Annotated in this window: 10 protein-coding genes; 4 read left to right on the top strand and 6 right to left on the bottom strand. The window is 70.5% G+C overall.

Annotated features, from left to right (window positions below; genetic code table 11):
- Positions 1-106 precede the first annotated feature (106 nt).
- The 6 genes from ACJ9NR_RS31675 to ACJ9NR_RS31700 form a co-directional block, all read right to left on the bottom strand.
- Positions 107-709 carry a death domain-containing protein gene (locus ACJ9NR_RS31675; RefSeq protein ID WP_412491295.1) on the bottom strand — a complete coding sequence of 201 codons (603 nt, stop codon included), beginning with the start codon at positions 707-709 and terminating at the stop codon, positions 107-109.
- On the bottom strand, positions 706-1,056 hold the full coding sequence (locus ACJ9NR_RS31680; protein WP_412491294.1) for a hypothetical protein: 351 nt from the start codon (positions 1,054-1,056) through the stop codon (positions 706-708). Before ACJ9NR_RS31680 ends, ACJ9NR_RS31675 begins: the two co-directional genes overlap by 4 nt.
- Positions 1,053-6,083, bottom strand: a complete 5,031-nt coding sequence (locus tag ACJ9NR_RS31685; RefSeq protein WP_412491293.1) for a wHTH domain-containing protein — start codon at positions 6,081-6,083, stop codon at positions 1,053-1,055. Before ACJ9NR_RS31685 ends, ACJ9NR_RS31680 begins: the two co-directional genes overlap by 4 nt.
- A gap of 491 nt (positions 6,084-6,574) precedes the next feature.
- Positions 6,575-7,330, bottom strand: coding sequence for an IclR family transcriptional regulator (locus ACJ9NR_RS31690; protein ID WP_412491292.1), 756 nt, complete (start codon positions 7,328-7,330; stop codon positions 6,575-6,577).
- Entirely contained in the window at positions 7,327-8,697 is a 1,371-nt protein-coding gene (locus tag ACJ9NR_RS31695) for an alpha/beta hydrolase family protein (protein ID WP_412491291.1), read from the bottom strand. The genes ACJ9NR_RS31690 and ACJ9NR_RS31695 overlap by 4 nt, the downstream gene beginning before the upstream one ends.
- A gap of 429 nt (positions 8,698-9,126) precedes the next feature.
- On the bottom strand, positions 9,127-9,552 hold the full coding sequence (locus tag ACJ9NR_RS31700; RefSeq protein ID WP_412491863.1) for a MarR family winged helix-turn-helix transcriptional regulator: 426 nt from the start codon (positions 9,550-9,552) through the stop codon (positions 9,127-9,129).
- A 303-nt stretch (positions 9,553-9,855) separates the two neighbouring features.
- Here ACJ9NR_RS31700 and ACJ9NR_RS31705 point away from each other — a divergent pair, with 303 nt between their 5' ends.
- From ACJ9NR_RS31705 to ACJ9NR_RS31720, 4 genes are all read left to right on the top strand, one after another.
- Positions 9,856-10,773 carry an SDR family NAD(P)-dependent oxidoreductase gene (locus ACJ9NR_RS31705; protein WP_412491290.1) on the top strand — a complete coding sequence of 306 codons (918 nt, stop codon included), beginning with the start codon at positions 9,856-9,858 and terminating at the stop codon, positions 10,771-10,773.
- A 215-nt stretch (positions 10,774-10,988) separates the two neighbouring features.
- Positions 10,989-11,867 carry an amidohydrolase family protein gene (locus tag ACJ9NR_RS31710; RefSeq protein WP_412491289.1) on the top strand — a complete coding sequence of 293 codons (879 nt, stop codon included), beginning with the start codon at positions 10,989-10,991 and terminating at the stop codon, positions 11,865-11,867.
- 10 nt (positions 11,868-11,877) lie between these two features.
- Positions 11,878-13,407: an acyl-CoA synthetase gene (locus tag ACJ9NR_RS31715; protein ID WP_412491288.1), complete on the top strand. Its 1,530-nt coding sequence runs from the start codon at positions 11,878-11,880 to the stop codon at positions 13,405-13,407.
- Positions 13,404-13,859, top strand: a complete 456-nt coding sequence (locus ACJ9NR_RS31720) for a MaoC family dehydratase (RefSeq protein ID WP_412491287.1) — start codon at positions 13,404-13,406, stop codon at positions 13,857-13,859. The genes ACJ9NR_RS31715 and ACJ9NR_RS31720 overlap by 4 nt, the downstream gene beginning before the upstream one ends.
- Positions 13,860-13,869: the final 10 nt, after the last annotated feature.

Below are 13,869 nucleotides of genomic sequence, written 5' to 3' on the forward strand. Positions count from 1 at the left end.
CTCGCCGGAGTTCTCCATGAGGACGATGTCGGTGAATATCGAGCCGGCGTGGAACCGGTGGCCGGCCACCGAGGATTTATTCGGGAGCCCCTGTAGAGCCCAGAAGTCAGCAGGTGGACGCTGGTGCGATTTTGGTGATCTCCGAGCCGGGTATCACGAACCGCCGGTCCACGTCGCCGGACGTGCGCATGAGCGTGACGGCAGCGGGGACGTACGAGACCAGCTCCCCGCAGTAGGTCCCCGCGGCTGTGGACACCCTGACCAGATCGGCCGCCGGGTCCTCGGTGTGAGCCCAGGCGATCCCGAGGGCGGCGGCCACCAGCAGTACACCTCCGGTGAACGCGACCGCACTCAGATGGAGCGCCCGGCGAACCCGGATGATCTCTGTCCGTGTCCACCGGCGCAGGGAGCTACCGCCCAGCAACAATTGCTCACCAGGCCGGCCGAAGGAGGCCCGGACTGCGAGCAGCGACCCGGCCACGAGGAGGAGGAAGGCGCCACCCAGCGAAGAGGTGGCGAGAAGTCGCCAGGACGAGGGTAGTTGAGACAGGTCGTCACGGCCCTTCAGCACCGTCACGACCGTCACCAGAGCGGTGAGGCCGAGGAGGCCGTTGCGCCAGCCCTCCGCCTGCTTGCGAAGCAGGTCCAGCTGCTGGAACTGCAGCTCCCTGGCCAGCTCAGCCCATCGTCGGTCGACCCCCGCGCTCAAGCAGCGCCTCCCACGGCCGACTTGAACGTCCACTGGGCGCCGCACCCTTCGAACAACGTGTCCTCGGGCTGCCCCGCATGGGTGAAACCGCATTCGCAGAACAGCGTCTCAGCACTGGCTGCCGCCTCCAGTTCGGCCGTGGAGTCCCCGCCGCGGCGGAGGCGGGGGAAGCCCTTCGTGCCGACCAGTCCCTTGGGGAACGTGGTGGATGTGGGACCGTGGCACCGCGGGCAGGCACCCGCCACGGTCACTCCGTCGTCGTCCACGCTGAACCGGAACCGGTCGGCGACGGCTTCCAGGGGGACCTGGGCGTAGACCAGGTTCACGTCGTGCGGGGGGTTGGTCATGATGCGCGCTCCTGCTCCTGGGGCGTGGCCGGGGCTGCCGGACCTCGCGCTCCGGACGGCTCTTCCGTGGACGTCGTGAACTGCAGCCCGAACATGGGTGCGTAGATCCTCAGCCGGCGGGCCACCCAACTGCGGTCCGTGCCCAGCTCACGGGCCAGCGCCTCGACCCGATCGGTCGACACGGTGCCGTGCAGAGCGGGCCCTCGACCGTTGAGCCCTTCGCTGAGCAGGACCATGTCCTGCCACACGGGAAGGACATCGGGTGCGTCCGGTACGTCGACGACGACACCAAAGGGCTCGTAGCGCCGCAGTAGTTCGTACACCGCACGGACGCTTCGGCCAATGCGAGCGGCCATGGTGACCAGTTCCAGTGCCTGGACGGCGGAGGGGGGCCGGGGCGTTTGCAGGTCCATGTCCATCGACAGGGCGAGCAGGTCGTACGGTTCGGGCGCAATTTTGGCGACTGCTGCGCGCTGTTCGGCGTTGAGGCCGGGCACCTTTGCGCCCAGTGCCTGGTACGGGGCGAGGCGTTCGAGTGCCTCACCGAGGGTGAGGGAGGCGTCGCGGGCGTATCGGGCGAGGTGGAACGGGGTGATGGGGACCCAGACGGCTCTGAAGGGCGTTCCCTCGTCCAAGCCGGCCAGATCGAGCAGCAAGTTCGTCTCGGCGCCTGCGGGCTGCAGGGAAAGGGCCTGCGCGGGCAGGTCGGGTGGCTGCTTGCAGAGGTGATCTGCCTGGGCGGCCAACCGCTGCACACACTCGCCCAAGGACTCACCGAGCTCACCGGCTGCGAGCACGACGGTGGCGGCGGTCCAGGGGATCGTGGGGTCGAGACTGCCGGTGAGAAGCGCGATGCGGTCCCGGGTGGGCAGTCCCACCCAGTGCCGCAGGGGTTCGAGGTCGTCCGGGACCTTCATCCCGAGGTCGGCCAGGCGGCGGACCCGGGCGGCGAAGACCTCCCAGGGCTCCCAGTCCCGATCCGATCCGAGCCCGGGCAGCTTGCCGCCCGGGGCGTAGGCCAAGGCCAGGACATCGATGGGAATGCCGGGAGTGGGAAGCGGGGCGCCGTCGTCGGCATCGACCGTGAGCAGCTTCAGGTCGGCCGACTCCAGGGTCACCAGGGTGTCCGTCGACATACGGAACTCGGGCAGCCGCACGCCGACCTGTGCCGCAACTCGCCCCGCCGACTCCAGCAGGGCGCCGACCGTCGTCTCCCGGCGGGCTGCTTCGGCCAGCACGGACTGTAGGCTGGGGCCAGCCTCGTCCGTCTCGGCGTTCCACAGCTTGTGCAACAGATCCCAGTCCGTGGAGCTGGGCGCGGACGACAACAGCTCGTCCTCCGCAGGCAAGCGGTAACCGAGGAACTCCCAGCTCCTGAGCTCCTGCAACACCTGGGGCCCCGTAAGTCCGAGCCGGTCGGCCAGGCGGGCGACGTGGATCGGCAGGACGTTCCTGGGCAGACCCCGAGCAGCCCCTTCCCGGTTGTGGCCGCTGTCCACGGCCAGTAGATCCACCTCCCTGGACGTGGCGACATGGTCGGCCAGACGGTCCACGGGGACGTCGGGAACGGTCAGACCCAGAGGTTCGTAGCAGCGGCACCGCTCGAGCAGGGCGCCGACGCTCAGGCCGCTGGAGGCCGACAGCTGCAGGAGAGCCGCCGCGGGGGGCTGCCGTTCGGCCCGGTGCGGGTCCGACCAGTCGCGCATCCATCGCACAAGATCGTCGTCGTGGGACTCGGGAACGAAGTCCAGGGCAGGGGTTTGCTCCGCTGTGACGGCCGGTATCCGGACCCGTCGCCCGAGGATGGCGAAACGTCGCAGGTCACGTAGGGCTTCGGCGAGGGATCGCCGCGCACGGTAGGCGTGCGAGACCAGCTTGGGCCCGGAACCTGGCGCCCGATCGAGGAGGTCGCTGTCACCCGGGTGCGGTACGGGATACCCGGAGACGTCGTCCGGCGGCACCACGCCCTCGGTGCGATCGTCACCGACCCGCACACCCTGGTCGCGCAGGACCGCCAGCCGCCAGGGAGTCGTGAGCTCGTCCGGCTGGCGACGACCCTTGTCAGGTTCCCGCGGCAGCAACTGGCGGTCGTCGGGGAAGCAGCCGACGTCGTCGAGGGAGAGATCCGGACGGTCGTAGCCGGAAGTCCGGTACACGGGCAGGGTGAGTCCACGGCCCGCCAGTTCGGCGATGACCGTCTGGGCCAGCGTCGCATCATGCTCCTCCAAGGACCACAGCCATCTGAAGTCCAGGCCCTCCCAGCCCGGCAGGTCCGCTGCGGCACGGCCCACCTGCTGGGCGGCCCACTCCTCGTCCCAGCTCAGCAACTTGTTGCGGTTGACGCTCAACTGTGGGGCGTGCGCGCCGGAGAGGTTGACGACATATCCGAAGGTGTTCTGCGAGGTGATGATGCCGTCGGCGAGTACGGAGCCCTGGCCGGAAACCCACCACACCGGTCCCCGGGCGTCGAGCGGCGGCACTGCGTCGGCATCGGCTGGGTGCAGCAGCTTCCCAGCGGATCGTACTTCGGGCTCACCGGCGTCCTCGTGGAGGATCAGTTCGTACTCGCTGAGCCGTACCTGATGACTCAGCACCTCCAGTGCGGACACCAGCTCCTCGTCCCTTTCGGGTTCGCTGAGCATGAGGCGGACGCGGGTTCCGCCCTCGCGCATCGGGTCGTCCTCATCGTCGTACACACGGATGCGGAACAGGCCACTGCTGCTGGAAATGTCGACCACCAGAGCCTGCCGCGCGATTCGGCCGTCCGGATAGACCTCCCGGGTCACCAGGGTGACCTCGTCGGCGATCATGAAATAGCTGAGGACCCCGATGCCGAAGCGGCTGTAGGGCTGGAGCCGGAGCCGAGGATCCGCACTCAGCCAACGGGCTTGTTCCCGCCGGAAGGCTCGGGTTTGTGAGAAGCGACGGCCGGCTCGGCTGAAGGTCTGCTCCAGTTGAGCCCGGCCCATGCCGACGCCGTTGTCACGGCACTCGATGAAGGCGCGACCGGGTCGTCCGCCGGAGGCCCGGGTGCGGCCCTGGCTGACCTTGATCTGTCCCTCCCACGGGAAGGGGACGCCCCCCTTGTGCTCGTCCAGGAACCGCCAGCGCAGCTCACGGTAGCGGCAGGCATCGGCGGCGTTCTGGTACAGCTCCCGCACAGCCAGCGTGCGATCGCCGTAGAGTTGATGGCCCATCAGGAGTTCGCGTATCTCGTCCTGCGCCAGCGCGAAGCGCAGCAGAGGCACGCTGTAGAGGCGCTCCTCCGTGTACCTCTGGCGTGCCGGGACCAGGCCATGGGTGGTGATTCTCCGGGGCAACCCGTCGAGGAGGTCGTCGCGTTGTTGTTCCCGCGCGGCATGCAGAGACTGCAGCACGGTGTCCGCGCGCTGCGCGAGGTCCAGGACGCCTTCGTGCAGGGCCGGGTGCGGACACAGCATCTGCAGGTCGAGGTGGTCCCCCTCCAGGGCCCACTCGAGCTGGTCATGCACCGTCTGGACCACGTCGGCGGGGACCACCGAGGCCGCCACTCCCACGTGATCGGGCAGTACGTCGGGGAACTGGTGCACGTCGGCCGCCAAGAGACCCGCGAGGCGGACGATGCCCAGCACGCCCCACCACCGTACGGGGCATCGCCCCTCGGCGGTCGTCAGGGCCGAGGGCGCCTGCCCCAGATGGCGCCGGTACAGGTCAGGATCCACCGGATCGTCGGAAAGGAACTGGACACTTTTCACCAACAGCCAGTAGACCTCGTCGGACTGGTGTTTCTGCTCTGGCCCGAGCAGGGCCCGGGCCAGGCGCTCGATCAGTTCCGCCCCGCCCGGGTCGGGTGGCTCGACCAACTGTTCGCCCACCCAGCGGTGAGCGAGCCAGGCGGCCAGCGCCCGGAACGCCTCGGTTTCGCCGCGCCGGGCGTGCCCGCGTGCCTTGCGCAGAAGCTGGGCGTGGCTTTCGTGGACGTATTGCAGCTCCGTTCGCATGGAAAGGCCGACGTCCGGCGGTACCGGGTCCAGGTCGAACGGGTCGGCGTCGGCGAGGCGGCTGAGTTTGTGGGCCCACAGTGCCTCCCGCAGGAAGGGGAGCGCGGCCAGCAGACCGGTTTCCAGTGGAGAGCGCTCGGGGGCGCTGCGCAGAAGCTCCTTCATCACCCGGCTCAGGGTGCGCGTCGGCAGACCGCGGTCCTCCCAGGGGTCGTCGAAGCGACGCCGGTCCTTCAGCACGGAGACCGCGCACTCGTGTGCGAATCTCGCGACGCGGTCTCGCATGGCCGTGTCGGGTCCCGATTCGCCCGGCGCGGTGGCCCACAGCGCAGCGCGCTCCACAGCGCCGCGCCACCGCAGGGGAATCTCCGTTCCCTCGCACGGGTCGGGGAAGGCGGCAAGCTCCTCGTCCGACGGGGCGCAGCTCACGCTCGGAGTCTGCTCATGGTTCGCCTTGCGCGCGTACTCGAACGTACGTTTCTTGGTCCGACGAACGATCTCCTCGAATGTGTGCTCTGGGGTGAAAGGATCCAGGAACTCGGTGAGTGCCCGCGTGAAGAAGCTGCCCTCAGCGTCGTAGTGGCACCGCTGTCCCCGGCCGCAACCTAGAAGGAGAGCGAGCCGACGGGACGGGGCGTGGATGCTGGACGCCCCCCAATCGGGGCTCGCCCCGTCGTCCGGTCCGCGGTCACGGCATGCGTCGACGGCGTAGACCACTGATGGCGCCCTGCAGTCGCTCAGATAGGGCGTGACGTCTACGGGGAGCAACGAGTCGAGATGCGCCTGCGACCAGGTCTGCCCGGCCGCGGGGGCGTGGGCGTCGGCGGGCACAAGATAGTCGGTGTCGCCGACGCGTACCCCGTGGCCCGTGAAGTAGATCAGCAGCAGATCGCAGTCCGTGGCGGCGGCCCGCTCCAGTGCGGCGGTGATGTCGTTCTTCCCCGCCGGGCCGCCGCCCTGCCCTCCGAGTGTGGTCACCCCGTCGTACCCGGACGCCGCGACCTGGTCTCCCACCGCCGAGAGGTCTTTTTCCACGATGTCGGCCAATGAGGGGAACCTCGCACAGGCACGGGGCGTTTCACCGACTCCGATGAGGAGTGCTGATCGTCTGATCGTCACCAGGGCACGCTAGCGGGGCCGCCGTCCGGCTGCGGCCCGTTCGCGGGAAACGTCAGGACGGGACGCGAGTCGCCCCATGCGATCAGCGCTGGCACCCGCCTCGCCGCCGTCCGCGTCGAGCCGCACCAAGGACAGGCTGCCCCTCGGCCGGATCCATGCCGGAGTAGGCCAGTCCGGATGCGGGGCGCCACGAGTTCCGTTTCCCCTTCCCGCACCACTGCGGACTCCTCGACGAGCCGATTCCGGCAGCCCCCAGAGCGGACGACGGGCGTTCTGTGACGTGGGGATCGCCACCCGTGGACGTCGGTGGCCACCTCAACGGAGACCGGCAGTCGATCAGGGATTCGGTGAACTGGTTCGCCGGCCGGACCGCCGGCACGTCGGTGCACGGCAACTGCTGATCCGGCCCGAACGACGCCCTACGGCTCCTTCGCCGGCCGCCACCCCATGGCCCGCGAGATGCCGAGCGCCGCGAGCCTTACCGTGGGCGCCAGTACCGGTACCTGTGCGTCGGTCTGCGGTACCACCACCGACACGGCGGCGGCCACCGTGCCGTCCCGCCCGCGCACCGGGGCGGCCACCGACAGGGCGTCGTCGGTCACCTGGCGGCTGCTGACCGCGACCCCGGTGTGCCGCACCTCGGCCAGCACCCGGCGCAGCCGCGCCGGGTCGGTGATGGTGTACGGCGTGAAGGACGCGAGCGTGCCCGCGCAGTACCGCTCCTGGAACTCCGGGTCGCCGTGTGCCAGCAGCACGAGCCCCACCCCGGTGGCGTGCAGCGGCCAGCGGGCGCCGACGCGGATGTGCACCCCGACCGCGGAACGGCCCGAGATCCACTCGGTGTAGACGACCTCCACGCCGTCCTGCACCGCCAGTTGCACGTTCTCATGGGTCGCCTCGTACAGGTCCTCCAGATAGGGCAGCGCGATCTGCCGCAGGGCGAGCCCGCGCGGGGCGAGCGCCGCGATCTCCCACAGCCTGAGCCCGACGTGGTAGACGCCCGCCTCGTCCCGCTCCAGGGCGCCCCAGTCGGTGAGGGCGCCCACCAGCCGGTGCGCCGTGGTGAGGGTCAGCCCGGCCCGCCGGCTGATGTCCGTCAGGGACAGTGCCGGGTGCTCGTGGTCGAAGGCGGCGAGCACGGACAGCAGCCGGTCGGGCGCGGTGGGGGCGGTCATGGCCGGGTGTCTCCCGGGTGGGCGAGGTCGTACGGGCGGGGATAGGCGGCGGGACGGTAGCCGACGTAGCGCGGTGCGGTCGCCGGATCCTCCCGGCGCGCACGGGAGTTGAGGGTGGCGGGTGAGGTGTCCCAGCGGCCCGTGTCGAGGCGGTGCTCGAGGGCGTGCAGCGCGCCGAGCATCTCACCGGTGGTGAAGGCGCAGTGGCCGGGCCCGTCCACGTAGGCCTGGCTGAGCAGCGCGCCGGAGCCGGCCGCGGTGGCGGCCCGGCGATAGGCGCTCTCGGCCGGGACGGGGATCAGGCCGTCGCCGGTGGTGTGGATATCGAGCTGGGGGTCGGTGAGCCGGCCGGTGAAGACACTGGTGCGCCGCATCCACCGGACGGCCGCGGGGTCGGCCCCGATCCGGGGTGCGCGGTTCAGGGCGGTGAGGTCGGTGCGCAAGGACAGTCCCGCCTCCTTGTAGAGCTCCTTCACCTCTTTGTACAGCGGGGACCGGCTCAGCATCACGGTGTAGTCGACGCCGGTGTTCCAGGACATGCTGCCGCCGGCCCGGCTCTCGGCCTCCTGCCGCCAGCTGAACGCGGGCAGCCGCACCAGCCCGGTGACGGCCGCGTACTGGTTGGCCTCCTGTCCGTCCCAGTCCCTCGGGCCCGGCTCGGTCTGCGCGGGGTCGTTGTAGCCGGGGATGTCGTGCAGGGCGGCGGCGAGCGCGATCCGGGCGCGGCCCGGTGCGGTCTGCTGGGCCTCGGTGACCTTCGAGCCGAGCGCCCGCGCGGCGGCGGTGGCGGCCGACTGGTCGGCGAAGCCGGTGAGCGGGATGTCCGCGCCGGGCGCGAGCAGCGTGCGGAGGGCGAAGGCCGGGTCCAGCGTGCTGTTCCAGTTGGCGATGCCGCCCTGGACCAGACCGCACATCGACAGCGACCCGTCGAAGCGGGCGGCATGCCGCTCGGCGAGGGTCGTGGTGACCAGGCCGCCGTAGGAGGTGCCCCAGGCGAGCGTGCGCCGGGCCGGGCCGAACCTCCGGGTGAACAGGTCCAGGGTGGCGAGCTGGTCGGGCACGGCGTCCGTCACCGCCCAGCCGGTCGTGGCGTACGAGGAGCCGATGAGCGCGTATCCCTCGGCCAGCAGCTTGGTCCGGGAGTCCGGACCGGGGGTGTTCCGGGCCGGGTTGGGGACTCCGGCGGGGGTGTAGCCGTGGCTGTAGAGGAGCACGGTGCCGTTCCAGCCGGCGGGTACGTCCATCAGGTACGTGGCGCCCGAGGGGAGGTGGCCCTCGAGGTGCGCGTCGGTGGCGGCGTGCGCGGGCAGGGCGGTGGCCGCGCTCAGGGCGAGGGTGAGTGCGGCGAGGCAGGTGCGCGTCTTCAACGGGGGTCCCTTCCGGTGGGGGAGTGCGGGACGAAACCCCGGTGAAGTTATGCATTCATACATCTGCCGTCAATCTGATGCACAACATCGGCTCAGCTTGTCCTCCGCGATGCAAGGCGTTGCTCGGCCCGTCCTCCGCGACGCAGGACATTGGTCGGCCCGTCCTCCGCGACGCAGCGCACCGCTCGGCCTGCCCTCCGCGACGCAGCGCACCGCTCGGCCTGTCCTCCGCGACGCAGGATATTGCTCGGCTTGTCCTTCGCGGCGCAGGGCATCGGCTCAGCTTGTCCTCCGCGATGCAAGGCATTGCTCGGCCCGTCCTCCGCGACGCAGGACATTGGTTGGCCCGTCCTCCGCGACGCAGCGCACCGCTCGGCCTGTCCTCCGCGACGCAGGCATCGGTCGGCCTGTCCTCCGCGATGCGCGACATCAGCCCAGTCCGTCCTCCGCGATCCGCAGCAGCAGGGCGTGCAGCGCCTCGCGCTCGGCCGGGTCGAGCGGGCCCAGCAGTTCGTTCGTCACGCGCAGGCCCGCCTCGTCGGTGTCGCGCAGGAAGGCGCGGCCCTCGCCGGTGAGGGCGACGATGCGGCTGCGGCGGTCGTCCGGTGAGGGGCGCCGCTCGGCGAAGTCGAGCTTCTCCAGGTCGTCGACCAGGCCGACGATCGCGCTCGGGTCGTAGCCGAGCCGGGCGCTCAGCTCGCGCTGCGGCGCGCCCTCGCAGGTGGCGAGGAAGCGCAGGACCGCGTAGTGGCGCAGGCGCAGCCCCGACTCCTGCAGGAACGTGTTGAACAGCTGACCGGAGCGCAGGCCCAGGCGGTACAGGAGGTAGCCCGCGTCCGCGTGGAGCCCGCGCATCCACGGCTCGTCCGCGTCGATGGGCTGTGGGGTGGCGTGCTGGCGTGTGATGGCGGGCTCCCTGGGTTCGGCGGACTTGATGGACTCAATGGGCTCGGCGGACTCAATGGCCTCGGTGGATTTGGCGGATTCGGTGGGCTCGGTGGATTGGGCGGGTGGTGGAGATTCCAGCATGTCCCACCCGTGGGTCGCCAACAACTATTGACGTCAACAATTATTGCTCTTAGCTTCGATCTCGCGGCCGTGCTCGGAAGAGCGATCGCAGCCGCCGCACCACAAGAGCCGAAGTGGAGGGACCCACCCGTGCCCAGCATCGATCTCACCGGCAAGGCCGCCGTCGTCACCGGCAGCGGCCGCGGCCTCGGCCTGGCCTATGCCCACGCCCTGGCCGCCCACGGCGCGTCCGTGGTCGTCAACGACGTGGACGAGGCCGTGGCGGAGGCGGCCGTGAAATCCATCACCGAGGCGGGCGGCAGGGCCGTCGCCGAGGTGGTCCCGGTCGGGACGAGCGAGGCCGCCGACCGGCTGGTCAACCGCGCGGTGACGGAGTTCGGGCGGCTCGACGTCCTGGTCACCAACGCCGGCATCCTGCGCGACAAGGTGCTGTGGAAGATGACCGACGACGACTTCGACGCGGTGCTCACCACTCACCTCAAGGGCACCTTCACCTGCGCCCGCGCCGCTGCCGTCCGCATGCGCGAGCAGGGCGAGGGCGGCACGCTGATCCTGGTCGGCTCCCCGGCCGGCCAGCGCGGCAACTTCGGCCAGACCAACTACGCCGCCGCCAAGGCCGGCATCGCCGCCATGGCCCGCACCTGGTCGATGGAGCTGGGCCGCGCGGACATCACCGTGAACGCGATCGTGCCGGTCGCCGCGACCGCGATGACCGAGACCATCCCCGCCTTCGCCCCGTACATCGAGGCGATGAGGAACGGCGAACCGCTCCCGGCCTTCCTGCGCAAGGGCGAGGGCTTCGGCACCCCCGAGGACTGCGCCGCCCTGGTGCCCTTCCTCGCCTCCGAGGCCGCCCGCCGGATCACCGGCCAGGCCATCGGCATCGGCGGCGACAAGGTGGCACTCTGGTCGCATCCGCAGGAGATCAGGGCGGCCTACGCCGACGGCGGCTGGACGCCCGAGACGCTGGCCGACGTCTTCCCGACGTCCGTGGGCGCCGAGCTCCAGTCGGTCGGCATCCCGGCGCCCAAGCTCCCGGAGGCGTGATGGCTCCCCCCGCAAACCCCTCCACGAACCCGTCCGTGACCCCCGCCACGAACCCGTCAGCGACCCCCGCCACGAACCCGTCAGCGACCCCCGCCACGAACCCGTCAGCGACCCCCGCCACGAACCCGTCAGCGACCCCCGCCACGAACCCGTCAGCGACCCCCGCCACGAACCCGTCCGCAACCCCCGCCACGAACCCGTCCGCGCTCCCTTCCATGAACCTCGACGACCTGGTCGCGATCGACGTCCACACCCACGCGGAGGTCTCCTCCCGGGGCGGCCACTCCTCCCTGGACGACGACCTGCACGAGGCCTCCTCCGCCTACTTCAAGGTCGAGGGCAAACGCAAGCCCACCCTGGAGGAGACGGCCGCCCACTACCGTGAGCGGAAGATGGCCGCCGTCATCTTCACGGTGGACGCCGAGTCGGCGACCGGCACCCCGCCCGTGCCGAACGAGGAGGTCGCCGAGGCCGCCGCCGCCAACCCCGACGTCCTCATCCCCTTCGCCTCCATCGACCCCTTCCGCGGCAGGGCGGGCGTCCGGCAGGCCCGCCGCCTGGTCGAGGAGTACGGGGTGAAGGGCTTCAAGTTCCACCCCAGCATCCAGGGCTTCTTCCCCAACGACCGCTCGGTGGCCTACGACCTCTACGAGGTCATCGAGGAGACCGGCGCCATCGCCCTCTTCCACACCGGCCAGACCGGCATCGGCGCCGGCGTCCCCGGCGGTGGTGGCATCCGGCTGAAGTACTCCAACCCGCTGCACGTCGACGACGTCGCCGCCGACTTCCCGCATCTGAAGATCATCCTGGCGCATCCGTCCTTCCCCTGGCAGGACGAGGCGCTCGCCGTCGCCACCCACAAGCCGGGCGTGCACATCGACCTGTCCGGCTGGTCGCCGAAGTACTTTCCGCCGCAGCTCGTGCAGTACGCCAACACGCTGCTCAAGGACAAGGTCCTCTTCGGCTCCGACTTCCCCGTCCTCACCCCCGACCGATGGCTCGCCGACTTCGCGAAGCTGTCGATCAAGGACGAGGTCAGGCCGAAGATCCTCAAGGAGAACGCCGCCCGGCTGCTCGGGCTGGCCAAGCCGTAAGGGGCCGTAGATGCGCAATGAGGGACTGGGGTCGTGGCCCGCACGCCGGGCCCGCAAGACCCCGCACCGTACCGCCCTGGTCCACGGCGGCACCTCGTTCACGTACGCGCAGCTGTACGACCGTGCCACCCGCCTCGCCCACGCGCTGCGCGCCCGCGGCGTCCGGCGTGGCGACCGCATCGCCTATCTCGGTCCCAACCACCCCTCCTACCTGGAGACGCTGTTCGCCGCGGGCACGCTCGGCGCCGTCTTCGTCCCGCTCAACACCCGGCTCGCGGGCCCGGAGATCGCCTTCCAGCTCTCCGACTCGGGGGCGAGGGCCCTCGTCCACGCCCCCTCGCACGCCGGCCTCGTCGCCGGTCTGCCGGGCGGCACCGACGTACGGGTGTACGTCGAAGTCGGCGCCGAGTACGACGCGTTGACGGCCGCGGCCGCCGACGACCCGATCGACGAGCCGGTCACCCCCGACGACACCTGCGTGATCATGTACACCTCGGGGACGACCGGCCGGCCCAAGGGGGCGATGCTCACCCACGGCAATCTCACCTGGAACGCCCTCAACGTCCTCGTCGACACCGATCTGATCGCCGGTGAACGGGCCCTGGTCTCCGCGCCGTTGTTCCACACGGCCGGTCTGAACATGCTGACGCTGCCGGTGCTGCTGAAGGGCGGTACCTGCGTCCTGGTGGAGGCCTTCGACCCGGGGGCGACCCTCGACATGATCGAACGGCACCGGATCACCTTCATGTTCGGGGTGCCGACGATGTTCGAGCAGGTGGCCAGGCACCCGCGCTGGCCGGACGCGGACCTGTCCTCCCTGCGCGTCCTCACCTGCGGCGGCTCCCCGGTGTCCACGCCGCTGATCGCCGCCTACCAGAAGCGGGGCCTGACCTTCCTCCAGGGCTACGGCATGACCGAGGCGTCCCCCGGCACGCTCTTCCTGGACGCCGAGCACGCGGTCGACAAGGCGGGTTCGGCCGGGGTCCCGCACTTCTTCAGCGACGTCCGCGTCGTACGGCCCGACCTCACCCCGGTCGACGTCGGCGAGACCGGGGAGGTCGTGGTCCGCGGCCCGCACGTCATGCCCGGCTACTGGGGCCTGCCCGAGGAGACGGCTCGCTCCTTCACCGACGGCTGGTTCCGCAGCGGGGACGCGGCCCGGGTCGACGAGGACGGCTACGTCCACATCGTCGACCGCATCAAGGACATGACCATCTCGGGTGGTGAGAACGTCTACCCCGCCGAGGTCGAGGACCTGCTGCTCCGCCACCCCGACATCGTCGAGTGCGCGGTCATCGGCGTGCCGGACGACAAGTGGGGCGAGGTGCCGCGCGCGGTCGTCGTACCGCGCGAGGGCGCCGTGCTCGACCCCGACGAGGTGCTGGCCTCCCTCTCCGGCCGGCTCGCCAAGTACAAGATCCCCAAATCCGTGGTGCTCGCGGACGAACTCCCGCGCACCGCCTCCGGCAAGCTCCTGAAGTCCCGGGTGCGCAAGCGCTACGGAACCCCCGACTCCCCTAAGGAACAAGGCTGCTCATGAGCGTCACCGTCAACGGCATCGAGGAACTGAAGAAGCTGGCCGGCAGCGACCTCGGCACCAGTGAGTGGATCGAGGTCACCCAGCAGCGCGTCGACACCTTCGCCGACGCCACCGGCGACCACCAGTGGATCCACGTGGACCCCGAGCGGGCGAAGGAGGGCCCGTTCGGCGCACCCATCGCGCACGGCTATCTGACCCTCTCCCTCTTCATCCCCCTGTTCACCGAGCTGCTCGACGTCCAGGGCGTGACGACGAAGGTCAACTACGGCCTGAACAAGGTGCGTTTCCCCGCACCGGTCAAGGTCGGCTCCCGCATCCGTCTCGCCGCCCGGCTCGCCGAGGTCGAGGAGGTGCCGGGCGGGGCGCAGATCACCGTGGAGGGCGCGATCGAGATCGAGGGCGGCACCAAGCCGGCGGCCGTGCTGAGCAGCCTGTCCCGCTTCTACGCCTGACCCTGCGGCT

The organism is Streptomyces sediminimaris (assembly GCF_047049295.1).
In the GTDB taxonomy this organism is placed as follows: domain Bacteria; phylum Actinomycetota; class Actinomycetes; order Streptomycetales; family Streptomycetaceae; genus Streptomyces; species Streptomyces sediminimaris.

What these genes read in the sequence shown, in the direction of transcription:
- ACJ9NR_RS31680 (WP_412491294.1), bottom strand. Translation starts at nt 1,056, where the DNA reads ATGACCAACCCCCCGCACGACGTGAACCTGGTCTACGCCCAGGTCCCC.
- ACJ9NR_RS31690 (WP_412491292.1), bottom strand. Translation starts at nt 7,330, where the DNA reads ATGACCGCCCCCACCGCGCCCGACCGGCTGCTGTCCGTGCTCGCCGCC.
- ACJ9NR_RS31700 (WP_412491863.1), bottom strand. Translation starts at nt 9,552, where the DNA reads ATGCGCGGGCTCCACGCGGACGCGGGCTACCTCCTGTACCGCCTGGGC.
- ACJ9NR_RS31710 (WP_412491289.1), top strand. Translation starts at nt 10,989, where the DNA reads ATGAACCTCGACGACCTGGTCGCGATCGACGTCCACACCCACGCGGAG.
- ACJ9NR_RS31715 (WP_412491288.1), top strand. Translation starts at nt 11,878, where the DNA reads ATGCGCAATGAGGGACTGGGGTCGTGGCCCGCACGCCGGGCCCGCAAG.
- ACJ9NR_RS31720 (WP_412491287.1), top strand. Translation starts at nt 13,404, where the DNA reads ATGAGCGTCACCGTCAACGGCATCGAGGAACTGAAGAAGCTGGCCGGC.